The organism is Enterococcus sp. DIV0170 (genome assembly GCF_051710765.1).
GTDB classification, from domain to species: Bacteria; Bacillota; Bacilli; order Lactobacillales; family Enterococcaceae; genus Enterococcus_A; species Enterococcus_A raffinosus.
The window spans coordinates 1357999-1380742 of record NZ_JBIOLG010000001.1 but is presented as its reverse complement, the minus strand read 5'-3'; the positions used below and the strand labels follow the sequence as shown (position 1 = coordinate 1380742).

Annotated in this window: 22 protein-coding genes; 1 reads left to right on the top strand and 21 read right to left on the bottom strand. The window is 33.2% G+C overall.

Going from position 1 to position 22744, the window contains the following annotated elements:
- Positions 1-39: 39 nt before the first annotated feature.
- The 20 genes from IGI50_RS06670 to IGI50_RS06575 all read right to left on the bottom strand — a co-directional run bounded on the left by IGI50_RS06670 (position 40) and on the right by IGI50_RS06575 (position 18842).
- Entirely contained in the window at positions 40-1011 is a 972-nt protein-coding gene (locus IGI50_RS06670) for an ABC transporter permease (protein ID WP_082158207.1), read from the bottom strand.
- Entirely contained in the window at positions 1008-1748 is a 741-nt protein-coding gene (locus IGI50_RS06665) for an ABC transporter permease (protein WP_438776568.1), read from the bottom strand. Before IGI50_RS06665 ends, IGI50_RS06670 begins: the two co-directional genes overlap by 4 nt.
- 4 nt (positions 1749-1752) lie before the next feature.
- Complete coding sequence (locus IGI50_RS06660) at positions 1753-2694, bottom strand: ABC transporter ATP-binding protein (RefSeq protein ID WP_176673255.1); 942 nt, start codon at positions 2692-2694, stop codon at positions 1753-1755.
- Between the two features lie 318 nt (positions 2695-3012).
- Positions 3013-3306 (bottom strand): VanZ family protein, encoded by a 294-nt coding sequence (locus IGI50_RS06655; RefSeq protein ID WP_438777577.1) that lies wholly within the window; start codon positions 3304-3306, stop codon positions 3013-3015.
- A gap of 399 nt (positions 3307-3705) precedes the next feature.
- Positions 3706-4353 (bottom strand): GNAT family N-acetyltransferase, encoded by a 648-nt coding sequence (locus IGI50_RS06650; RefSeq protein ID WP_438776567.1) that lies wholly within the window; start codon positions 4351-4353, stop codon positions 3706-3708.
- 361 nt (positions 4354-4714) lie between these two features.
- Positions 4715-5431, bottom strand: a complete 717-nt coding sequence (locus tag IGI50_RS06645) for an ABC transporter permease (RefSeq protein WP_438776566.1) — start codon at positions 5429-5431, stop codon at positions 4715-4717.
- Position 5432: 1 nt separating this feature from the next.
- Positions 5433-6161 carry an ABC transporter ATP-binding protein gene (locus IGI50_RS06640; protein ID WP_049218605.1) on the bottom strand — a complete coding sequence of 243 codons (729 nt, stop codon included), beginning with the start codon at positions 6159-6161 and terminating at the stop codon, positions 5433-5435.
- A gap of 443 nt (positions 6162-6604) precedes the next feature.
- Positions 6605-6766 carry a hypothetical protein gene (locus tag IGI50_RS06635; protein WP_438776565.1) on the bottom strand — a complete coding sequence of 54 codons (162 nt, stop codon included), beginning with the start codon at positions 6764-6766 and terminating at the stop codon, positions 6605-6607.
- Positions 6756-6986 carry a hypothetical protein gene (locus tag IGI50_RS06630; protein WP_438776563.1) on the bottom strand — a complete coding sequence of 77 codons (231 nt, stop codon included), beginning with the start codon at positions 6984-6986 and terminating at the stop codon, positions 6756-6758. The genes IGI50_RS06635 and IGI50_RS06630 overlap by 11 nt, the downstream gene beginning before the upstream one ends.
- A complete protein-coding gene (locus tag IGI50_RS06625; protein WP_438776562.1) occupies positions 6983-7726 on the bottom strand; it encodes a helix-turn-helix domain-containing protein in 744 nt (247 codons plus the stop codon). Before IGI50_RS06625 ends, IGI50_RS06630 begins: the two co-directional genes overlap by 4 nt.
- Positions 7727-8029: 303 nt before the next feature.
- Positions 8030-8479 (bottom strand): winged helix-turn-helix domain-containing protein, encoded by a 450-nt coding sequence (locus IGI50_RS06620; protein ID WP_438777576.1) that lies wholly within the window; start codon positions 8477-8479, stop codon positions 8030-8032.
- Positions 8480-8992: 513 nt separating this feature from the next.
- Complete coding sequence (locus IGI50_RS06615; RefSeq protein WP_438776561.1) at positions 8993-10474, bottom strand: aspartyl protease family protein; 1482 nt, start codon at positions 10472-10474, stop codon at positions 8993-8995.
- A gap of 257 nt (positions 10475-10731) precedes the next feature.
- On the bottom strand, positions 10732-11163 hold the full coding sequence (locus tag IGI50_RS06610; RefSeq protein WP_438776560.1) for a winged helix-turn-helix domain-containing protein: 432 nt from the start codon (positions 11161-11163) through the stop codon (positions 10732-10734).
- A gap of 643 nt (positions 11164-11806) precedes the next feature.
- The gene (locus tag IGI50_RS06605; protein WP_438776559.1) at positions 11807-12598 is read right to left on the bottom strand and encodes an ABC transporter permease subunit; all 792 of its coding nucleotides are present in this window, start codon (positions 12596-12598) and stop codon (positions 11807-11809) included.
- A 22-nt stretch (positions 12599-12620) separates the two neighbouring features.
- Positions 12621-13532: an ATP-binding cassette domain-containing protein gene (locus IGI50_RS06600; RefSeq protein ID WP_438776558.1), complete on the bottom strand. Its 912-nt coding sequence runs from the start codon at positions 13530-13532 to the stop codon at positions 12621-12623.
- A gap of 250 nt (positions 13533-13782) precedes the next feature.
- A complete protein-coding gene (locus IGI50_RS06595) occupies positions 13783-14208 on the bottom strand; it encodes a hypothetical protein (RefSeq protein WP_438776557.1) in 426 nt (141 codons plus the stop codon).
- 60 nt (positions 14209-14268) lie between these two features.
- Positions 14269-14874 carry a TetR/AcrR family transcriptional regulator gene (locus IGI50_RS06590; protein WP_438776556.1) on the bottom strand — a complete coding sequence of 202 codons (606 nt, stop codon included), beginning with the start codon at positions 14872-14874 and terminating at the stop codon, positions 14269-14271.
- 292 nt (positions 14875-15166) lie between these two features.
- Complete coding sequence (locus tag IGI50_RS06585) at positions 15167-16648, bottom strand: aspartyl protease family protein (RefSeq protein WP_438776555.1); 1482 nt, start codon at positions 16646-16648, stop codon at positions 15167-15169.
- Between the two features lie 201 nt (positions 16649-16849).
- On the bottom strand, positions 16850-18157 hold the full coding sequence (locus IGI50_RS06580) for a sensor histidine kinase (protein ID WP_438776554.1): 1308 nt from the start codon (positions 18155-18157) through the stop codon (positions 16850-16852).
- Positions 18150-18842, bottom strand: coding sequence for a response regulator transcription factor (locus IGI50_RS06575; RefSeq protein WP_438776553.1), 693 nt, complete (start codon positions 18840-18842; stop codon positions 18150-18152). The genes IGI50_RS06580 and IGI50_RS06575 overlap by 8 nt, the downstream gene beginning before the upstream one ends.
- Before the next feature lie 342 nt (positions 18843-19184).
- On the opposite strand from IGI50_RS06575, the gene IGI50_RS06570 reads away from it, so the two are divergent.
- Positions 19185-19904, top strand: a complete 720-nt coding sequence (locus tag IGI50_RS06570) for an exo-alpha-sialidase (RefSeq protein ID WP_438776552.1) — start codon at positions 19185-19187, stop codon at positions 19902-19904.
- 1320 nt (positions 19905-21224) lie between these two features.
- Here the strand turns inward: IGI50_RS06570 and IGI50_RS06565 are convergent.
- Complete coding sequence (locus tag IGI50_RS06565) at positions 21225-22511, bottom strand: S1C family serine protease (protein ID WP_438776551.1); 1287 nt, start codon at positions 22509-22511, stop codon at positions 21225-21227.
- Positions 22512-22744 lie beyond the last annotated feature (233 nt).

Sequence of the window (22744 nt, the reverse complement as noted above, 5' to 3'; positions counted from 1 at the left end):
CCCCCTTTCAGCATTTCTTTTTCTAGTCTATCAGGTTGGTTACCTTCGGATGTATTGTTTTTTTGTTTTTAACACAGCCAAAAAAAAGAACAACAATGTGATCGACAGAAGATAAAAAAGTTCAAAAGATACATGTCTCAGGTTAGCACCTGACTCAATCACTTCAACGATTTTCAAATAATTTTTTTGAGGTAGCCATTTGATCAATCCATCTACCCAACGATTTCCTCCCTCAAAGGAAAAGAAGCTGCCTGATAGAATCGTTGTAAGCATGATCAGCATCGAACCAAGCATATTCGCTTGATCACTATTTGATATAAATGCAGCGATAAACAGAGAATATGCTGTTCCAAATAATGAAATCAACACAAGCAAAAACAAATATTGTGAAAAAGAAAAACCAATTGAGATACCAGCCATCGTTTTTACTACTGTTAATATTGCTAATGATGGACACACTAGTAAACCAAAAGTGAGCAAGCTATACGAAAGTAATAATTTCCAAAAAGAGATTGGTGCAACAACTATTCGTTCCATAATTTGTTTCTCTTTGTCTTCACTGAAAATATACATGTTGACAACTGCTGACATCAATAAAAACATTAATAAAAAACCAATAATGCGACTTCCAGTTTTTGGATCATTTTGTGTCAGTAGGACATCCGTATTCTTAGAAGGCTGTATAGCTTGTCTTACTTCTCTTTCAAAAGCTTCATTTTTTATCGAGGTTACATTTATCCGATTTTTTTCCTTTATTATCACTGCATCGTACTCTCCCTTAAGTAACTGAAGCATGGAAGGTTCCTTTGTTAAATAAGAAACCGTTACCCTTTGGTTAGAAACTAGCTCATGTTGTTCATCTCCAAAAACGGCAACACGTAAAGGAGCTCTTTCTTGCCCGCTCATATACACAGCAACTATTACAGAAACGATCATAAGCATGATCATCATTATCACTCTTTGCCGTTTTTGAATGAGTCTCCGCCCATTATTTTTTATTAAAGTAATCACACATAGTCCTCCCCATTAAATAGAAATCCAATCAACACCATAGTTACTAAAGATAACAATAATAATATAAGCAGCACAGGAAGAAACTGAGAGTAATTCTGATCATAAATCATCACAAAAACTGTATCCAACACTTTGGTTACAGGGGAAAAATTACTGATACTAACCATTGTTTTACCTAAACTTGCAACAGGGAAAAATAATCCTGAAAGCAACCCAAGAAAAGCCGTTATAAGACTCAATACTTGATTGGCTGTTCCTTCACTTTTAAAAATACAACAAATCAGAACACCTAAGCAGCTAAAGAACAAATCCAATGCTAAAATTAACAGCCATACAAATATCAACATTCTCCCACCAAAATTTACATCAAAAAACAAATGTGTTAATCCACCTGAAAAGCTAAAGAAAACGCCAGTGAATAGAAAAGTCGCTATTATCTTCGCAATTGGAATAAATAAAGATGAGATGGGGGAATAAGCTATTCGTAAATTGGGTTGTTTGATTCGTTCCTCAAGAAAGCTATTGGCTGAGTAGGTGCCTGCATAAAGCGAACTAAACACTAGCATAACACCATAATAATCATAGCTGGACACGCTTGTTCCATAAAGCCCCTCTGTAAGAATGCCTAAAATAGTAGTGAACAAAAACGGAAAGGCAATACATAAAATAACCCACATCGGATTGAGAAACAGGTTAAGTGTGTCTCTTTTTAAGATACTCATAAAACGATACATATTCTCACCTCGCATCTCTCAAAGAACGACCAGTTAAATCAAGAAACACCGTTTCCAAATTATCTGCTTCAATCATCACATGTTGTATTTTTTGGTTTTGTTGAATCAATTTAGTGATTACAGCATCTAAATTCTCAACACCTTTGATGGCAGTTATCACTAATTCATTTTTTTCATGTTCAACCTTTATAATTCCTTCGACCTGATATAGCTCTCTAAGTGATAGCTTTGAACTGTCAGTCAACTGAATGGATATTTTCCTTTCTTCCTTACGATCTTTCAGGCTTTGCTTCGTCCCTTCTGCGATGATTCTTCCGTGATCCATAATGATAATACGGGTAGCAATTTCTTCAACTTCCTCCATATAATGTGTGGTATACAGAATAGTCATTCCTTGTTGACGCATTTTCTTGATCGCCTCTAAAATATGATTTCGTGATTGAGGATCGATACCAACGGTTGGTTCATCCATGACTAGAAGTTCAGGTTCATGTGCAATGGCACAGGCAATATTTAACCGACGCTTCATTCCTCCAGAAAAAGTTTTCACCTTCTCTTTACGATGTTCTGTTAAGCCTACTGATTTTAAAGCAAAATCAACCCCATCTTTTAAGTTTCGTCCTTTCAATCCATATAAAGAAGCAAAAAATTGGATATTATTTTCTGCAGATAAATCTTCATAAAGAGCTAGCTCTTGAGGCACGATGCCTAAATGCTCTTTATAGCTTGAGAGATTTTTATCTATTTTTTCATTACGAAATAAAATTTCTCCTTGATCATAACTTAACGCTCCACATAAAATATTAATCGTTGTACTTTTCGCTGCACCATTTGGACCAAGAAAACATAGAATTTCTCCTTTTCTGATCGAAAAACTGATATCATGAATCACTTGCTTTTTTTGATAACTTTTCTCTAAATGTTTGACTTCAATTAAGTTTGTCATAGTTTCATCTCCTCTGACTTAAGTATAGACAAAGTAGAATAGAAACAATATCAACCGAAAGGATGAAAATTAAACAAACATCTGTCTTTCTTCAATCTATATTTAGACGTGAAAAAAGAAGGTTTTTCCACTAAATTCAACTCTTTTTAACTGAAAAAAGTAATTACAAAGGTCAGTAAAACTATTAATACAGGTATTATTCCAGAAAAAATAACATTTTCATCAAAACTTATTGTCACTTTATTCCTTACTCGTTTCGATAATAATGTAAAAACGACGTAACCCATAACTGTCCCCAAACTATTTGCAAGTAGGTCATCAATTATCTGTAGCTCTGTTAACTGTAAATAATTGGCTGATCTCAATTACTAGTGAAATACTTACACCAAATAAAAAAGCATATTTTATTTTTTCATATACTCTACTAATTATTGGACACAAAAAGCCTATTGGTATAAAGCAAGCGATATTAAACAGAAAGCCTAAACTAAGACCTTCTCTAAAAGGAATTAGATTGATATTCGGATTGAATACTTGTTCTTTAAAACCATTGATCCTATATAACTCACTTAAAGTTGGTATACCAAAAACGTTCAGAAATGTCACACTCATATAATAAAATAGTAATAAAGAGGCAACCACTATCCTTATTCTTGAAGACAGTTTATTTTTTCTTGTCAAATACAATAAAAAACTAAAGATGGCAAATGCGCCGAGTCCATAGATCAATTTCAAAGTTAAAATAGATACTATAGATTCTCAAAGCTCAAGTTGTTGCTCCATACTTTCGGCCTTCTTTCTTTAAAAACTCTGCTTTTAAAATATCTCTTATTCCATGTCTTTCTTTGCGTTCAATAAAATTAAGCAAGAAAAGAATCGACTGTTAAATATTTGTTGAACGCAATATATCAATGATTTTCAGTCGATTCAGATCATGAACTTACTTTTTTGATATCTGTTTCAAAGTTATTACACTTATCAATAGAATATTGTTCGCTATTTTTATTTCAATCAATAAACATTATCATCGATTTCACTGATTGCCTTTTCAAAATCTAGCTGGTGTGCTAAAAATTTCTTTTCTTTAGGCGGGAATGTTTTGTCAAATTCATCTAAAATTGATTCATCAGGGTACATCGCTTCTGAAAAATGAACGCTGCCGTTAATACCATCTAATGCTCCTTCAAATAAGGGTAACGCCATAACGGAAGTATAATACTTACCATCAGGCATCGATATACTGTATTTCTTTGTACCTATAAATCCATATGGATGATAATGATACGTGAAGCCACCAAGAATGATTGCATTAAATCCTAATTTTTTCGCTTTAGAAAGTGAATGCTCAATCAACATCCGACCAAACCCCTGCCGATGATACTCTGGTGAAATACTAACTGGGCCAAAGGTGATGATAGGGTGCTCAACACCGTTCTTATCGATCACTTTAGCTCTCGTGTAAAAAATACTGCCGATAATCTGATTGTCTAATTCGATAACAAAAGACAGTTCAGGAATAAAATCAGGATGCTTTCTGATATTGTGAACAAGTAAATGTTCGACTGCTCCTGGGAAATATAAATTCCAAAATGCGTCTCGTGTGATTTCTTCTACGATTCTATGATCTTTTTCTTCTTCATGTCTAATAGTAATAGTCATATTTTCCTCCAAATTTCATTTATTTTCCAAAGAGATCAATACCTGCCTAAATAATCAAACCATATAAATGAGTACAAAAAAGACGATAGTTTTATACTATCGTCCAAGATTACAAAAATCCTATGAACCGACAGATACCGCTTCTACAAGCACAACAAATAAACCTTAGTTTATTTGTTATTCAGCTTATTGATTAGATACCTGAGACGCTCACCAAACATACTCCATTCATTTTTACATGATTCGATTATTTTTCGAAACAAGTATAGCAAATAGGGATTCCTATTTCAATCATTCCTTTGGTCAAAGTTTATCTAATCTTTTTTTCACTGTATTTATAACTAGCTATATATCACTGTTTTTATTCCCATCTAAAATAGCGCACAGCAATAAAAATACCAATGATGGAAATAGCTGTTAATAGCAGAACCATATAAAGTATCCCGCTTTCTTCTCTAAACGTAATGGCTTTTAATAACTTTATTCCTTGCGTTAATGGCATAATATCCGCCACTTTCTGCAATCCTTTCGGCATGATTTCATAAGGGACTGTCGCTCCTGATAAAAAGAACATTGGGAAAAAGATTGCCGAATTTATAGCTCCCGTTGCCTTCTCACTAGGAGACAGACTTGCAACGATCAAACCAATGGCATGAATGGAAATCATCACTAAAAGATACGCCGGAATAATTTGCAGCCAGTTTCCTACATAAGAAAAATGAAAGAAAATAATCAATACACCTAATAATAACAGCATCGATACAATGCTGATCGTAAAGCAAAAAAGTAAATGGGCCAGAAGTAATTGGATCGGGCTGATCGGTGTAACTTGATATCTTTTCAAGATTTTTCGTTCACGATAGGAAGATAGCGCGAGAGGAAGACCCATCACACCTGCTGAACAAATACCCACAGTCGAAACTGATACAAAAGCTGTATTCAACGAATCATTACTAGAGTCCATAAATCCCATAAGACAAACAATGCCCAACGGAACAAAAATACCAAATATAACGGAAGACATTTCTCTTATTGATAGTTTTGCTTCCGATTTGTAGAGTAACCAAAAAGTCTTCATATCAATATTCCTCCCCAATAAGTGTTAGAAAGGCTTCTTCGAGTGTGTCTTTTTTACTTTCTAATACGATATCTGTTACTGTACCACTCGCCACTTCTCTGCCATTTTTTAGAACTAAAATCTGATCACACAAGGTTTCTACTTCATCCATATAATGTGAAGTCAGAAAAATAGTCACACCTTTTTCTTTCAGCATCAGCAAATATCGCCAAACCTCTCTCCTTGCTTTGGGGTCCAGTCCTGTTGTCAGTTCGTCTAAGAAAATGATCTCCGGATTCCCCATGATTGCTAATATGATACAAAGCTTTTGTTTTTCTCCGCCTGATAATGTTGCCAAAAACGAATTTATTTTTGCTGAAAGACCGAATTCATCAAGTGTTTTCACCCAATCAATCGGCTTTTCGTACAAGGAATGAGTAATTTCACAGATTTCTTTGACTTTCAACTGATTTTGAAAGGCCGCTTCTTGGAACTGAACGCCCACGTATTGAAAGAGCTTCTTTCGTTCTTTTCTTGGGTCTTTGCCTAGCAAGGTAACGTTTGCGGAATCATATTTTTGTGTACCTAAGAGACAGTCTATAGTCGTTGATTTCCCTGCTCCATTATGGCCTAGCAATCCAAATATCGTTCCTTTCTCCACAGTAAAACTTAGTTTGTCGACTGCACGTTTTTCCCCAAATGTTTTAACTAGATCTTTCACTTCTATTGCTTTGTTTTTTTGATTGATCATCTTTTCCCTCCAATCACTTTCTGGATTCATTCTAGCCAAAAATGATTGGAGGGTGGTTCAGTGGAGGGTTTTTAGTAATGGAAAATTTCAAATCGAATACCACCAGAATTGAGAGTAAACCGTACGTGAAATTTCCCCTTAAACGGCTTTCCAGTACTCTTCTTCATATGTGTTACAGACTTAATCTAATGGTAATTTCTCATTCCAACAGTTTTATGGTTTAATCCTTTCACAAAATCTAATGCTGATAAGTATCATTTTTTCTTGTTTATTAGAATGCAGATATACAGATGTTCTACTTTTAATAATAGACTCCTGCTTTTCGTCAAAAAGTAATTCATCTTAAATATCTAAATAACCTAAAAACCTATGAGAGTGCCAATATTTTTCATTTTTAGTGGCATTAAAATGAAAAAATGAGAATTTTCGAATTTAGAAGACTTTTATAAGATAACAGGTTCTTGAATTAGTTTACCTAACACATCAACCACTTGTTCATCAGATTTAGCATATAGGTGATCATAAGTTCCTAATGTTACTTCGATATTAGCATCATCTAATCTTTTTTTAATAACAATTAGCTGAATATTTTGCTCAATCAACATAGCAACATGAGAGTTCCTCAAAGCATGCAGTTGAATTTCTCGAACTTCCGCTCAAATACTTTTGATTTTCAATTTCACTATTAAGGTTGTTTGATGATTCTTTGGACTCATCTAGTTTTTCACCTTCATCCAAAGTAAATAGCTGATCTTTCCAAGAATCGTAAGCTTCCATCAATCGATGGATTTCATTCAAAAGCTGTGTCATTTGCTGATAAATCAATTCTTTTTCTCGAGCTTACATACTTGCACTCCTCCGATAGATTTTCTTTTATGCAACGGTGACATTCCGACTACTTTGTGAAACATCATAGAAAAATGGCTACTATTTTTGAATCCTAATATTTCGCTGATTTCTCGAATCTTAAATGAAGTTTCACGCATTAATCGTTCAGCTTCATTGCATTGAATTTTTCGGAACAGCAGCATCGGCGGCACACCTGCTTGTTCCTTGCACATTCGATTCAAGCTTGCTTCGCTCATATGTACATTGGAACAAAAATCAATGATCTTTAAATTTTTATTGATATTTTCTTCCATGTATTTAACGAGTTTCAGGAAATTATGATCTGTGACAAAAGCATGAGCATTCACTTTGAGCACTCGATTGACTAAAAGCAAAATAACTTGATCTACTGAGTAATCAACAATTTTATATAAGTAATAAGAAAAAAGAAGATAGGCGATTTGTTGCATTTCTTTTGTTGCTTTCAATGGAGTTAAAATTGTTTTGTACGATTTTGGTTCCATCGCAAGATTAAGTAAAATCTCTATAATATCAACATCGTTATTTGATATTATTAGACCTTCGTAATCACTCTTATTTAAATAGAAAGAAACCTTCTTTGAAGTAATTTCTTGTTTTTTCTGTAACTGAATAATTAGGGAAGGTCCGAAGTGAGAGATAGTTCGTTTAACTGGATTATTCGTATTGAAGTAAAAGACTTCTTTAATTAAAACCATATTTCCCACCTCTGGTCCTTTCCTTAACTTAGTTTTTTCACTGAATGAGAGTACTTGTACGCTTTGTCCGAGTGTTGATTGAATCAGAAATGCTACTTGATAGAAATACAAACTATTTCCAAATATTTACTTAAGCAAATAATAATTGGACGCACGAAAAAGCACATGAATAGACCTAACCACTCATGTGCTTTGCTTGATATTGGGTTATTCTCTTCTACTAAAGAGTAATCTTTTTTTGCTCCCTAATTCATTTGGAAATCCTCTTGCACTTCAAAGAATAACAATTTGTACTTCTAAATTTTATTTAAGTCTTTTTAATTGAGGATTGAATCGATAACCAGCATGTCTGACTGTTTGAATATATTCAATCCCAGAATGATTTCTACTTAGTTTTTTTCTTACCTTACTTACTAATGAAGAAACCGAACTGACTGTTGTATTTGGAAAAGAATATTGCTTCCATAAAACCTCATACAAATGCTCTTTTGAGAACACTGCTCCAGAGAATTCTGCGAGTTGATAAAGTAAAAAGAATTCACGATAGGTAAACTCGATAGCCTTGCCGTTTTGATGAACACATAGATTAGTAGGATCTAAACACAAATCTCCAATTTCTATTGTCTCTTTTCTGTCTTCATACTCTTGCAAAACTATTCCATGCTTTCTTAAAGTCTTCATGATTTCACCAAAAAGTCTTTCCTCTTCAATATCTTTGAAAGAGATAAGTATTGCTTTTGCTATTTGTATCACTTCCAAGAATTTTTAATACATCATTTGTAGTTGGAACAATATAAAACTGAATAGTTTATCAAATTTTTTTCTCTATCCAATATTAGGTATAAATTGAAACGCTAAATCTCCTGCTGAGTTCATTCATGAATATCCCTCGTTATGGATATTTATGTTCAGGACAAAATCTTGGTCTTTGCATTATTTGTCATAGGACTCTTTATCAATCGGCACAACAGGATAATTGGTTTGGGTTTCACCTATTGCCAGTTTACTTGGACCAGCCCAAACTTCTACAGCGCTTCGACTGATGATGCCACTCTCGTTGCCAATCTTTAAGCTGACGCAAGTATCATTAATTTACAGGACTTCTTTGTCATTGTTTTGAATCGTGACTTTCTTTTGGATTCGTTTTTTTCATTTATTAAGTCGTCCTTCTTTCTGTTAATTTTTGAAATTTCTTATTCGTGTATTACTATCTGTGATCAATCAGTTTGTATTGAATTCGATAATCACAATACTTTACAAATAGGTCTATTCCTCTTTAGGTTTACTAAAAGTCATGGAATAATTATCAAAATCTATTGTCCACCTATATTTACTTACAAAATCATGCCCTATCATTGCATCAGAGACAAAACCAGTCGTTTCATACATATTAAACTGATCGCCAGTCCAGTACTGACCAGAGGTATTTTTCTCACCAAGACTTCCAACATTATAAGAGTTCAAGTCGAATGTGGAAGTTTTGAAAGACCCTCCTCCCATACCTGAGAATGTAGATTTTTCCATATCCTTATTTTTGGGAATAGGGAATCCCATATATTTCATTGCTTGTGGGGATAGTATTGGTCCTTTTCCATTATTAGCAGGCATACCCGAATCCATAAACATATTTAAATTATTGTATTCGTTAATTGATCCTCTTGTAAACATATAGTGGCTACTCCCGATTGTGAAAGGTACCTTCGTCTTTATTTCATCGTTACTTAGATTTTCTTGAACTTTGGTTCTACCTACTTCATTTTTAGGAACTAATTTTAATTCTTTAGAAATAAAGTCAATTGTAGGAACAAAATTTTGTAATACATTAGTACCAATTGCGGCATGTACATCTTTTACATTTGGAAATAAGGAACTAATGGTACCGTCTATTGGACCGGTCATTGTTGACACATTATTGATACTCACATCTCCTAATTTTAATGTGTCCGTTTTTGCATAACCAACTTCTTGTGATTTTCCTCCAGCAAATAGTCCATCAAGCTTTGATACAGTTTCGATACCCAATTCTTTTGCCTTTTCACTGTCAATTAGTAATCCATCTGCTGCTGTATCAATAAATGCGTTCATTTTAACCCCGTTGACTTCTATTGGGATTACTGGGAGAGGATCTTTAGCCACGAAGGGAATAACCGTTTCATCTGCCTCATTCCAATCCACTTGATTGGGTTGAGTATCACCGTACGATCTCATCAAATCAAGTACTGGGTCCTTTTGACTATTTTCACCGTTAAATAGGTTCTCAGCTTTACTGTAATTGTTTGTACGGTAGTAAATCAATTGTAGCCCATATTCCGCTTGTACACCGTGTGTTTCATAATGATTAGTAACTAACTCCTTATATTGATTTTCGGCTTCTTGATAGTTTCCTTCTAAATAATTAATCTGAGCAGATAAGTATAATGCTTCCGCGTTAACTTTAGTTTCATTAAGTAATGGCAATAGGATACTTCGAGCTTCTTCAAAATTCCCTAGAGAGAAGAGTGTTTGTGCATATTTTAAAGCAAGTTTTTTATCATTTGGTTCTTTGCTGTACTCTTTTTTTACCTCTTTTAAAATATTCGTGTGATAACTACGACTACTGACATCCTTTTCATTGCCCTTTTCTTTTAAATTAGTTGATGTACCCGCCTCAGATTTGTCTGTTAGATTATTCTTGTTACTACAAGCAGTCATTAAATTAATTGAAAATAGTAGCAACATAACCGTAATACATATCTTTTTTTTGTTCATAAAAAACCTCCTATTATTTTGCGAGCTAGATACTCGCAACTTAGTAAATAGAAGCTTAACAAGCAAACCTTGAATGAACCTATATTTTCCACCAATACTTTTTCTTAGTTTAAGATCAAAAAAAGACACTAGAACAGGGGATCCATTCTTGTGTCAATTACTTTACTTATCCTATGACAGTATAAGAATTATTTTGTAACAAAATTATCTACTTTTACTCTTATTTTGATTTAAATCCATTTTTAAATCCTATATGTTCATTTTAACTCCGGATTGAATCGGTAACCAACATCCCTGACAGTTAATATATATTTTGATCCTTTATCGTTTTGATCTAATTTTTTACGAACCTTGCTTACTAAAGCAGAAACAGTACTACCAGTTGTTTTAGGAAATGAATACTCTTTCCATAATATTTCGTACAAATGTTCTTTAGAAAAGATCACTCCTGGAAACTTAGCCAAATGATAAAGTAAATAGAACTCCCGATAAGTAAAATCCAATACAACACCATTTTGTTTTATATCTATATTAGAAGGAGTCATTTGCAAATCTGCAATTGTTAGTTGTTCTTTATTATCTTCATACTCTTGAAGCACTATCCCAGATTTATCTAAAATTCTTACTATATCTTCATACAACTTTTCTTCCTCGTTTTCTTTTATTGAAATCAATATAGCCTTCGCCATAACCATCATCTCCAGCTCTTTATCACATGAAAAATATTCAAAGTATCTATCGGTATGCATGATTTTACCAACTTTGAACATAAATACAAAGAAACATTTTTAATCATAGAAATTTAAAATAGATTTTTTCTTTAAAAATATATTCATTGTTAATTCTATTTTTATTGAAGATAACTTGCGGGCTCCATTTTTATTTATCTAAACACTACTAACGGCGCACTTTTTTCTATCGTAACTATTTCTATCTTATACAAACTATTTAACAATAATTTTTGATTGGTTAATATCTATAGGCTCATCGAGGATTATCATAATTTTCTTTGTGCACTTAGAGATATCAAAATTTATAAAAGTGCGATAACAAATAATACACTAATTAATAGTTTCCCTCGAACGTTCGTCTAAAATAATCAAAATCTTGATTAACGAAGTTCATTTCTTCTTCCTCTTTGTTCCTCAATAAAACTGAAATAATACTGTTAGTAAGTATAAAGAAATCTTTTTTTGAAAATTAAGAATCCCATAGAATATCTAGCCTCTTTCGGAGTTAAAAATTTAAGTGAGGTAGTACACTTTTGACTCTTTATATCTAAACATCTGCCACCCTGGTTTAATAATCAAGAATGGCAGATGGAATTTTTTATTAAACCACATCAGCATGTGAATAGAGCCGTACACCAAAATACAGGATTAATGAATCTAGAATTATCCAAAAGAGAAGAACCATACCAACATAAGATGTAGGAAAATCCCAAAATCTTGCTATCATCGAGAAAGCCGATAGTGGATCACAAAGTTTCAACCATTCTGCCATTGGGAAAAGCTGATAAAGCTGATGCGTAAATGATGGGAAAACAATCAATCCAATGAGATATGAAGCAATTGTGATACTAGTTTTCTTGGTAAAGACTAAGAGACAATTTCCAATTGCAATCATTCCAATATATAGTGGTAATGACAACAATATTTGAAGGAAAATACTTACAATGAAGTTTAAAGTGAAGCCACCAAATCCAAATAGAATAGTTCCAGTTACTAAACTAACCGCTAAACAGAAGACAGTATAAGTAACACAACACAGAAATCCGGTTAAACATTTTGCAAAGTAAACATTCTTTCGATCCACGAAATATGACAAAGTGTTTCGAATCGTTCCTGCTGAATAATCAGCTCCTAATACAGCAACTGCGAATGCTAAAATGAAAAATGGGAATAGTCCATCATCTCTCATTTGTTGAACAAATTCGGCTCCATTTCCTGGTAATGATCTTGCAGCACTTGCTCCAGATTGAACACCTACGCCACCAAATCCACTACGAGAACTTAACATGTTAACTCCTGTAATAATAATGATGATCATACCTGCAATGAAAACATTCCTAACAGCTGATCCTTGTTTAAGTCTAAAAATATCTGATCTAATAATATTTGTCATTATTCATTCTCCTCGCTTTACGCTACTTTTTTATTATGCTAATGAAGTAATCTTCTAAATTTATTTTCATTTCATTGGATGAAAAGATTTTTATTCCATTTAAACTCAGTAATTCAATCACTTTTGATGAATCATCGTAAGAATTGAATAATCGGATTTCCTCTTTCGAATAAACTTCGAACTGTACACTGTCTATGTTTGATTGAATTATGTTGCCTGCTTCTTCAGCATCACTTACTTTCATAGAAATATAACCTTGTATATCTCTATGTAGTTCTTCTCTAGTAAATTCCTTGAGAATCTGACCATTATGAATTATTCCATAACGTGTTGCTATTTGTGACAGTTCAGAAAGGATATGACTTGAGATCAAAATGGTAATTCCATTTTCTTTATTCAGTTTTTCAATTATTTCACGAAATTCAATCATTCCTGTCGGGTCTAATCCATTAATCGGTTCATCAAGAATCAAAAACTCTGGATCTCCCATAATAGCTAATGCTAGACCAAGCCTTTGCTTCATTCCGAGCGAAAACTGACTAAATTTTTTGCTTCCTGTATTATCTAGATTTACCAATTTTAAAACTCTTTCTATTTCATTCTCATCATCAATATTTCTTTGTATTCGATAATACTCTAAATTTCCACGTGCCGTCATTTTCGGGAAAAACGCTGGTGTCTCAATCATCGAACCGATTCTTTTCCCAGCAAAAATAAGGTCCTGTTCACTTCCACTTCCAAAAAGTTCTAAACTACCATTTGTTGGAATGATTAACGAAGTGATTAATCGTAATAGAGTTGTTTTACCAGCTCCATTTTTACCAATAAACCCGTAGATATCTCCTTTCCTTAAGGTCATATTTATATCTTTGACACCCGCGCTTCTATAATAAGTTTTTGTTAAATTGCTTGTTTTTAATATTGTATCCTCCATTTTCTGTACTCCTCTTCATTTTTATTTAGTAGCTATTCGCTTATTATTTTCAGTTGCTCTACATAAACTATAGCTATTCAACCTATAGTGAACCTTGAATTATTGACCAATGTTAAATTAATAGTCTGTCATTATGACCAGTAAACTTTTTAGTATTTAGATACTAGTGGTTCAAATATTAAACAAAATGGATAAGGACAACAAAAGTCTACTCACCAAAATGATGAATAGACTCATAAGTGTGTTTAATTTAAGTATTATTTCCGTTTTTGAAGATGGATCCATTTCTTTTGAATCCTATTTTATTTTTGTGTTCTATTCCATAGTTATAGCCAATCATACAAATTATCTGGAATATTGGTAACCAATAAAGTAGCATTTGATTGAGAGTCCAACCAAAAATCTCTTTATAAGCAAAGCCTTGGAAAGTACCCAATTTTCTAAAAATGAATAGTTGAATCAGAAAAAGTAAATAGCGTTCTACAATAAAATGATTAAATAGAGTTTTTCCTCTAAAATAGAAAAGGATAAACCCACTTATCACCAATACAATCAAACTAATTACAACTACAGGTCTATTGGAAGGCAAAAAACAAGTTGCCAGTAAAAACAGAAACAAGACACAGTATTGACACACTAAATTATTCCTTATTAATTGATTTTTTTGTTTGTTCAAGATTACTCCATCCTCCATGTGTTTAAGTTTTTATTGTAAGAAACTGTTAATCTATCATTCTCAAAGTTTTGCTCCTATTTGACAGAGTCTTCCTTGTAGACCCGACCAAATACTAACAAAGTTTTCTATTGTCTCCCTTTCATAGTTGCAATCGCCGTTCATAACCATTCGAGCATACCCCTGAATAAGAGACCAATATTGGATTGATAATTCTTCTTTATTTATTTTTGGGTTATAGTCTTCAATAAAATCAACCAAGATGTTATCTGCATTCTCGATATAAGTGAACAAGTAGCAGTCTTTAGAGTTTTCATTGCTTGGTACGGTATTACTATTTATTTTGTGACTTAGTAGCTCTGCCAAATTTGATTCATTCACACTCCAAACAACTGCTGCTTCACCAAATGAAACCATTGCTTGATAACTATTCTGAGGATCAGTAACATACAAACTTTCTTTAATGTACTTATCAAAATTCTGTGAGACAACCCGTGTTGCTTCGTGAACTAACTCATTTTTATTATCAAAACAAGAATAGAATTTCGACTCTGCAATATTACTCCTAATTGATACGTTTTTTATAGTGGTATTTTTATAACCACGTTTTCTGTACTCTTTAATCGTAGCTTCTAACAGTTTGTTTCTAGTAGATAAAAATTTTCCCAAGATATGTTCCTCCTTCTGTATCATGAATCATTGTTTCGTCCATAAAATACTAGATTTACAATTATCGTTAAAATCAATGACAGTATTATCGATCGAAAAAGCATATTACTTCGCCTCCAATCCTTGAGCTTTTATTTAAAGAGTTTCTATAGTTAGTACTATACAAAACCTACCTATAATGAACCTATATTTATTCAACGATTTCGAAAAATTCAACATCTTTATAGTTCTATTTGAAAGTATAAAAAAACTGCTTATGTGTTTTTTCAACACATAGCAGTTTTTCTATTCATTAATCATCTTGTTTACTAAAGATCATAGACATCTGGTCGAAATCAATGGTCCAATTTTGCTGCTTAAGAAAATTATGACCAATCATAGCATCTGATATAAATCCGTTCGCTTGCCCAAGGTTCTCAAGAGCTTCACCACTATAATATTGGCCAATCGAAGATTCTGATAGTAGCCGTCCTACTCCATAACTCGAAATGCTAAGTGATCCTACCTGAAATTTTTCTCCATCAATTCCGGATAGCTGAGATTCGCCTAATCTTGGAATTGGTGTTTTTAAAATTTTCATTAACGAACCTGATAAAATTGGTCCGTTTCCTCCTTTAGTTACTAAACCTGAATTTATGAACATATTCAAATAATTATTACGATTTACAGAGCCTTTTGCATGCAGATAATGTGTTCCTGATAAAGAGAACGGTACTTGATCAAGGATTTTATCACTTGGAATCATTTGTTTTAACTGATCTCTTCCAGCTTCTCCACGAGGAATAAATGTTACCTCACCCGTTTTATAATTGAGTGTCGGAATGAACTGTTTTAAAATACTTGTACCAACTATAGCGTGTACATCAGGAGTATTAGTAAATACTTCTTCACGAGCATTAGCTAGTGAACTAATAGTAGTTGGGATATTACTCATTTCAATTTCTCCCATTTTCAGTGAATTAACTTTCCCATATGAAACTGGTCCAGAACTCCCACCTTCTGATCTTCCTAGAAAATCAGCAACTGAATTGACTCCAAGCTCTGCAGCTTTTTCTTTATCTAATAATAATCCGTCAGCACTGGTATCAATTACTGCATTCATTTTTATCCCATTAACTTCAATCGGAATAACGGGGGCCGGATCTGTAGCAACAAAAGGAATTGTTACTTTGTCGTTTCCATTCCAATTTGTGTGATAAGGCATCGTGTCACCAAAACTCTCCATTAAATCTTGAATTGCTGGTTTTTCATCTTCGTTGTATTCGATTTCTTTTGCCTTTTTGAACTGATTTGTTTGATAGTACACATTTAGAAGCGCCTCTTTAGTTCTTGCTGCAAGTTCTTTATCTTTATTATTTAGTATTTTTTTGTAGAGCTTTTCAGCTTCTTCATAATTTCCGTTAACATAATTAATTCGTGCAGAGAGCTCAATAACTGCCGGTAAAGGATTTTTCTCTTTTATTAAGGGCTCAATGATTTTTTCTGCAAATTCAAAATTTCCTAATGCATATAGTGTTTGTGCGTAAGAAACTTTATAATCTTTATTATTTGGATCATCTTCTAATAATTTCTCCTGCTGGAGTAGTCGGTTTCCTAATACATCTCTCGAGACATAAGTTATTGGATTAATTGGTGTTGACGACGATGATGACTGACTAGTTGATTTACCAACGGCCTCCTTTTCTTTATTTTCTCCGCATGCCCCAAAAAACACACTAAAAAAAGCAATATACATAAACAACGCTATCATTTTGAACCTGGCATTTTTATTCATTTGAACTTCTCCTCATCGCTATTCTGTTTTGATTGTATAGTAATATAGAAACCTTGATTGAACCTATAATCTCTCAAAAAAATACTATCGATAATTCTCCTCTTAAAGAGAACTATCGATAGTAACTTAAATACTTATTTCGATTCGATTTATGAATTCATTTATGGTCAATTCATTGTCAAATTGATTTTATATATCATCTTATTTTTTTATGTTCTCCTTTTTAAGAGGTAGTTGAATAGTAAATTCTGTTTCTTCATTAAGAGAACTGTTGACAGATACTGTACCTCCAAGCTGTTCTACAATACTTTGAGCGATCGACAATCCTAATCCATAGCTTCCCTCATACTTTTGTCGTACTTCATTTGTCCGGTAGAATCTATTAAACACTTTTGAGATATCTTCTTCCGCAATTCCCTCTCCGGTATTTTTAAATTGAATTGTTGTATCTCTGCCTTTTGATTTAAGAGTAATATCAAAGAAACCATTTTCATTCGTATATTTGTAAGCATTATCCATAAAAATATCAAACAACTGCTGCAATAATCCTTCATCTGTCTTTGCTAACACACCTGATAGATGACAATTCACTTCAATGTTCTTTGATTCGAACTTAGTTTCGTAATTTGAGAGAGAATCTCGTATTAATTGATCTACTTGAACCTTGCTAAAATTCATTTGTTCAAAAACATTATCAGTTTTGGCGATAGTTAGCATTTTACTAACTAATCCATTCATTCGTTCAGTACCTCTAGATATATTGTCCAACCAATTTATCTGCTCATTAATAGTATCTTCTTTACTGGAATAAAGTACACCAACATTTGATGAAATGATACTTAATGGCGTTTTTAACTCGTGAGACGCATCAGCAATAAATTGTTTTTGTTTTTTCCAAGCTTCTTCCATAGGTTTTATTGCTCGATTCGTAAAATAAATAATGACTAGGAAAAAGAATATCATTAATCCAATTCCGACAATTAACAGTGTTATTGCTAAAGAAAACAAACTCTTTTTTGAATCTGTTACATCTAAAAATCGCATTAAATAAGTCTCGTCATCTTTTTCAACGTTCCTATCTTTATCATCATAATCCAAATTTGCTATAGCTGGTGCTACAACATATTGCCATTCTCGTCCGTTTAGTCTTACAGTACCGCCTTCACGATTTTTCCAGGCGTATTTAGCAGCCTTTTCGTATTGCTTTTTTGATAGTTTTAAGGCTGAGTCAACCATTATCGGTTTTCCGATCCTATCTACTAAAAGATTGAAGTAAACGCCCGCACCCGTTGAAATACGATTTATCTGTACCGCGTCATCACTTTTCTCGTCAAAAGATACCTTTCCTCCTGAAATTGTTAGCTCTTCTGATTGATTCAATTTTTCGAGATTATCTGATTGTTGCTTTAAGTAAGTTGTAATAAATATTGAAAGAAATCCCGTTAATAAAATAATCGCGACAAATATTGTGGTCATGGTAATTAATCGTTTTCTAAACTGATTAATCATGCTCATTACCTCTAGGAAATTCGAGGCGATAACCCAGACTTCTAATAACCTTGATTTGAGTAATGCTTTCTACCTGTCTCATTTTTTTTCTTAGCAATGAAACGTGCATCTCTACGTGATTATATTCCGCATCTGAATCATATCCCCAAACTTTTTCTATAATCTGATCTTTTGAAGCAAGCTGCGGATAATTCGTTACGAGTAATTCTAAAATATTGGCTTCTTTTTTTGTTAAAGCAATTTCATCAACCTTTGTTTTCAACTTCAAATTGTAAGGATTTAAGTCGAAATCACCAAAAGTAAGGTTTCCGTCGATCTTAAATTCGCCTTTTCTTCTTCCTAATGCTTTTAATCGAGCTATTAACTCTTGGTACTGGAATGGTTTACACAAGTAATCGTCTGCTCCTGAATTCAATCCGTCTACTCGATCATCAAGTTCTCCTTTCGCAGTTAGCATAAGAATTGGAATCTCAATACCTTCTTCTCGCGCCTCTTTTAAGATAGTTAAGCCGTCTTTCTTTGGAAGCATAATATCCAAAATTGCTATATCATAAACTCCTGATACCAAACAATCTAAACCATACTCACCATCTTCTACTATATCTACTAAATATCCTTGCTTTTTTAAAATTTGAGCTGTAGCTTCAGCCAGCATCGCTTCATCTTCGACTAATAAAAGTTTCATATTTTGACCTCCAAATACTATATTAAATTACAGATTTTCACTTTTTTCAGGTTTCTTCTTAATATTATATCTTATCAAGCTTGAATGAACCTTGAATATTTAAAATAACGATAGTTTTAATCCTGTTTGCCCTAATGGAATATTTTTTTAAATTAGATTCTCAAATTCCTCCTATACAACATTAAAAATAAATTTTTGAAAACTTATTTATTTTAACAAGACCACTAAAATACAAAGTTCTTAGGCAGAATAATTAAGATGAAACTCATGATTTAATTATAGTTTCATTATAGGTTCACAGATTATATTGAACTCATAAAAAAATGAAATGAGGTCATAAATATGAAAAATAGAAAACCAGATGATAACTATAACCATTCAAAATCACCGTTGTCAGAATTTATAAGAAACATCCCTTTTACAGTTAGAGTTTTAATCCTTACCATTTTAGTTGGTCTATCACTTGTTTCATACAATATTGGGAAAGCTGTAACAGATGCAAGAAATAATGGTGAAGTTAATTTTTCTCAATCAAGTAAACGAAAACAGAAGACAAATCTTGATGATTTGAAAATTCGGCGAACTAACGGAAACTGGGAGTTTTCATCAGACGGAGGAATCACCTGGTCAAGAACTGCTCCTGAAGGTATTTATGAAGACGAAGATGGTAGATTACGATATAACAATTCTGCATCGAATAATGGCAATAATTCTTCGGATGAAGAAACATTCAAGTTTCCAATCAGTGATAAAAATGGCAAAAGTACAATTATGAAGCGAAAAGACAACAAATGGAAATTCTCTTCTGATGGTGGAAAGACTTGGTCCGAAGAAGCTCCTGAAGGTTTTAGTGATAAAGTAAAATCTGTAATTACTAAACAATCTGAAGATGGAAAAACTCTCTACTCCACAGATGGTGGAAAAACTTGGTCTGAACAAAAGCCTGAGGGTTATGAGATTCCAAGTGTTGATGATATTTTAGATTCAATCCCAGATGGAATTCTTCCAAAAAATAATGAAAATGACGAAGAGATGAACGAAGGACAAGCAACTGCAATTTAATTAAAGGCAAATGTCAATTAACTAAAAAGGGTAATTTCTTTTTCTAAACAGAAATGGAAATTGCCCTTTTCTAATCAACCACCATGTATTTCTCATGATAATAGTTAAATAAAAAATTTACATAATAAATCGCATAGGATCATCAATCATAATTAGCGATGTCATTTCACAGATGGTGATCCTGCAGGAGGTCTTAGTCTGTTCTATTTTGTCTAATATCCTGATTTTTAATTCATTCATATGTAATCGATAAAAAAGTTTAAACTTTTTCAATCATCTTCTCACTAACAATTCAAATAGTAATTATCTTAGTCTTTCTCCCTCTCTTACTTCGTACACAATGTAATTCAAGTTCAAAAGCAAAGATACGTTGTTAAAACTAGATAGATGTAGTTTATTAAAAAAATTATAACTTACAGTTCTCGTCCGTTGCAAATAGGATAATCTACTGCGGTATAAAATTATTGTCCATCCTATTTTTGAACGGATTTTTATTATGGAATTATACGGCCAAATTTAACTGGACACTAATGAATCAAGGATCATGATTCTGAACAATGTGAATGCGAACACCCTTAGTTGTATCCACAGAAACAGAATGGGCAGTCCCAGTATTATTACATTAACTATGTGAATCATCTCCAATTTCATGGTTCTTAAACTATGTGATATTTTTTTTAGGAAAAGTTTATTTGAAAAATTTTCCTTGAAGCATCTACTAAAAAATAGAATAAATGAGTCAGATAAGATCTGACAAAAGGATTCTTTATAGCGTGGACATCTTAATTACAACAATAAAAGACTCATAGATTATTTTCATTTCAATAGTTTTTTGCAAGATAACCATTGTAAGGGAAAATTTCTATGAGCCAGTACATTTATCTTGTCGTTCTTAAACGAAAAGAAATAACGAGATTGTACGAATATTGATACACGATTCAAGATATGCACGTCAACGATTAGCTGGGAAAAAGCTCGATAAGCTTTTAGGCTGATCGGTAGTCTACAACTCTTTTACTCAAATATGAAAACTATTTAGCCAATCTTGAACTTCAAGTGTTTTACTATCGGATTACCTCAAAATTTATTTGTAAATGAACTTTGATCTGATATTACTGAAAAGACAATGTAGTTTAGTGAATCAGGCTCTACCAGAATCAAATCTTAGGTATCTTGTGGATAAGAGTAATCGGAACGATCCCCCCCCCCCCGAAGCTCCTTGATCTTTTATTAATTTTAGTGAAAAATGTCGCCAGTCTACCACGGATATTCTAACCCGGAAGGAAAATCTTTTATACTCTGCTAAAATATCCTTCCATTCTATTTACTGTTTTGTTGATTAGTAGTTGTTTTTAATGAGCTTGTATCAAGTGTCAACTTGACTGAGACTGTCGCTTTTTTGCCTCCTCGATAATAGGTAATTTTCACCGTATCGCCAACATTGTGTTTGTACAATTCCGATTGTAATTCAACACCAGTTGAAACTTCGGTGTTGTCAATTTTAGTAATCACATCATATTTCTTCAAACCAGCCTGGTCTCCAGGAGTTGAACTTTGTACATTAGAAACGACGACTCCTTGAGTAACAGAACTTGGAACTTTAACGATTTCACTGGCCTGTTTTGATGAAAGATCAGACAAATTAGCCATTGAAATACCTAAAGCTGGACGAATGACTTTACCCTCTTTTTCAAGTTGGTTAATCACGTTCACCACATCGTTACTTGGAATGGCAAAACCAATTCCCTCTACGCTAACATTCGATGCTGTCTGAACGATCTTACTTGAATTAATACCGATTACTTGCCCAGCTGCATTGATTAAGGGACCGCCAGAATTTCCGGGATTAATCGCCGCATCTGTTTGAATCGCATTAATATTAATCGTTTGCCCATCATCATTTTGGCTGACCACTTGCCTGTTCAATGAAGAAATGATACCTGATGTTACAGAATTTGCGTATTGCGAACCAAGTGGAGAACCTACTGTGATTGCGGGTTCGCCGACTTTTAGACTATCAGAATCACCAAACGTTGCAGCTTTAATATCTTTTACCTTGCTAGATTCAACTTTTAGTACTGCTAAGTCTGTATAAGAATCTGTCCCGACCAAAGTAGCCCTTACTCGAGTACCATCTTTCAATAAGACTTCTAGACCATCTTGGCCCTTTATTACATGATTATTGGTAACAACATAAGCTGTGTTGCCTTCAACTTTGTAAATCACTCCGGAACCTTCAGATGTCTCTTGTAAACTGCTGTCGTTTGACGATTCCGTCTCATTATTACTTTCATATACATCAGAAAGACCACTTTGTGATTGTTGCTTCTGTAAATTGATTACAGACACAACAGCATCCTGTACTTTATTTGCCGCATCCGTGATATTAGAATTAGAATTGACTTTCATGTTGCTGACTTTCGCATTGCCCGCACTAGGAGAACCGTTGCCATTTTGACTCTTAGGCGAAAGCCATGAACCGTTCGCTACATAAAAAATCCCAATCGTAAGAACAGCTCCTAGGATACCGCCCAACAAGCTAATCCCAAAACGTCTTAAAAAAATTGGGGACTTTTTAGATTTTGTGAAAATGCTTTTTTTTGTCATATTTTCTCCACCTTTATGATTGTATTGTACGTAGTAATTTTCGATAGGTTTAATCTACTGCAGCAATGTGATTACTATTGTGAAATGGAATAAAAAATATTGCTAACAGCTTTACCTTCTATTTTTCTAACAATTTAAATCCTCCTAAAAGACATTTTGTAATAAATACATAGTATCTTTCGAAACTATAACGAACCTATAATTTCGCAAGAAAATTAATTTAGAAAATCTTT

What these genes read in the sequence shown, in the direction of transcription:
- IGI50_RS06570 (WP_438776552.1), top strand. Translation starts at nt 19,185, where the DNA reads ATGAAAAATAGAAAACCAGATGATAACTATAACCATTCAAAATCACCG.
- IGI50_RS06580 (WP_438776554.1), bottom strand. Translation starts at nt 18,157, where the DNA reads ATGATTAATCAGTTTAGAAAACGATTAATTACCATGACCACAATATTT.
- IGI50_RS06640 (WP_049218605.1), bottom strand. Translation starts at nt 6,161, where the DNA reads ATGATCAATCAAAAAAACAAAGCAATAGAAGTGAAAGATCTAGTTAAA.
- IGI50_RS06615 (WP_438776561.1), bottom strand. Translation starts at nt 10,474, where the DNA reads ATGAACAAAAAAAAGATATGTATTACGGTTATGTTGCTACTATTTTCA.
- IGI50_RS06635 (WP_438776565.1), bottom strand. Translation starts at nt 6,766, where the DNA reads ATGTTGATTGAGCAAAATATTCAGCTAATTGTTATTAAAAAAAGATTA.
- IGI50_RS06600 (WP_438776558.1), bottom strand. Translation starts at nt 13,532, where the DNA reads ATGGAGGATACAATATTAAAAACAAGCAATTTAACAAAAACTTATTAT.
- IGI50_RS06565 (WP_438776551.1), bottom strand. Translation starts at nt 22,511, where the DNA reads ATGACAAAAAAAAGCATTTTCACAAAATCTAAAAAGTCCCCAATTTTT.
- IGI50_RS06610 (WP_438776560.1), bottom strand. Translation starts at nt 11,163, where the DNA reads ATGGCGAAGGCTATATTGATTTCAATAAAAGAAAACGAGGAAGAAAAG.
- IGI50_RS06585 (WP_438776555.1), bottom strand. Translation starts at nt 16,648, where the DNA reads ATGAATAAAAATGCCAGGTTCAAAATGATAGCGTTGTTTATGTATATT.
- IGI50_RS06605 (WP_438776559.1), bottom strand. Translation starts at nt 12,598, where the DNA reads ATGACAAATATTATTAGATCAGATATTTTTAGACTTAAACAAGGATCA.
- IGI50_RS06655 (WP_438777577.1), bottom strand. Translation starts at nt 3,306, where the DNA reads ATGAGTGTGACATTTCTGAACGTTTTTGGTATACCAACTTTAAGTGAG.
- IGI50_RS06645 (WP_438776566.1), bottom strand. Translation starts at nt 5,431, where the DNA reads ATGAAGACTTTTTGGTTACTCTACAAATCGGAAGCAAAACTATCAATA.
- IGI50_RS06575 (WP_438776553.1), bottom strand. Translation starts at nt 18,842, where the DNA reads ATGAAACTTTTATTAGTCGAAGATGAAGCGATGCTGGCTGAAGCTACA.
- IGI50_RS06650 (WP_438776567.1), bottom strand. Translation starts at nt 4,353, where the DNA reads ATGACTATTACTATTAGACATGAAGAAGAAAAAGATCATAGAATCGTA.
- IGI50_RS06625 (WP_438776562.1), bottom strand. Translation starts at nt 7,726, where the DNA reads ATGGTTTTAATTAAAGAAGTCTTTTACTTCAATACGAATAATCCAGTT.
- IGI50_RS06660 (WP_176673255.1), bottom strand. Translation starts at nt 2,694, where the DNA reads ATGACAAACTTAATTGAAGTCAAACATTTAGAGAAAAGTTATCAAAAA.
- IGI50_RS06665 (WP_438776568.1), bottom strand. Translation starts at nt 1,748, where the DNA reads ATGTATCGTTTTATGAGTATCTTAAAAAGAGACACACTTAACCTGTTT.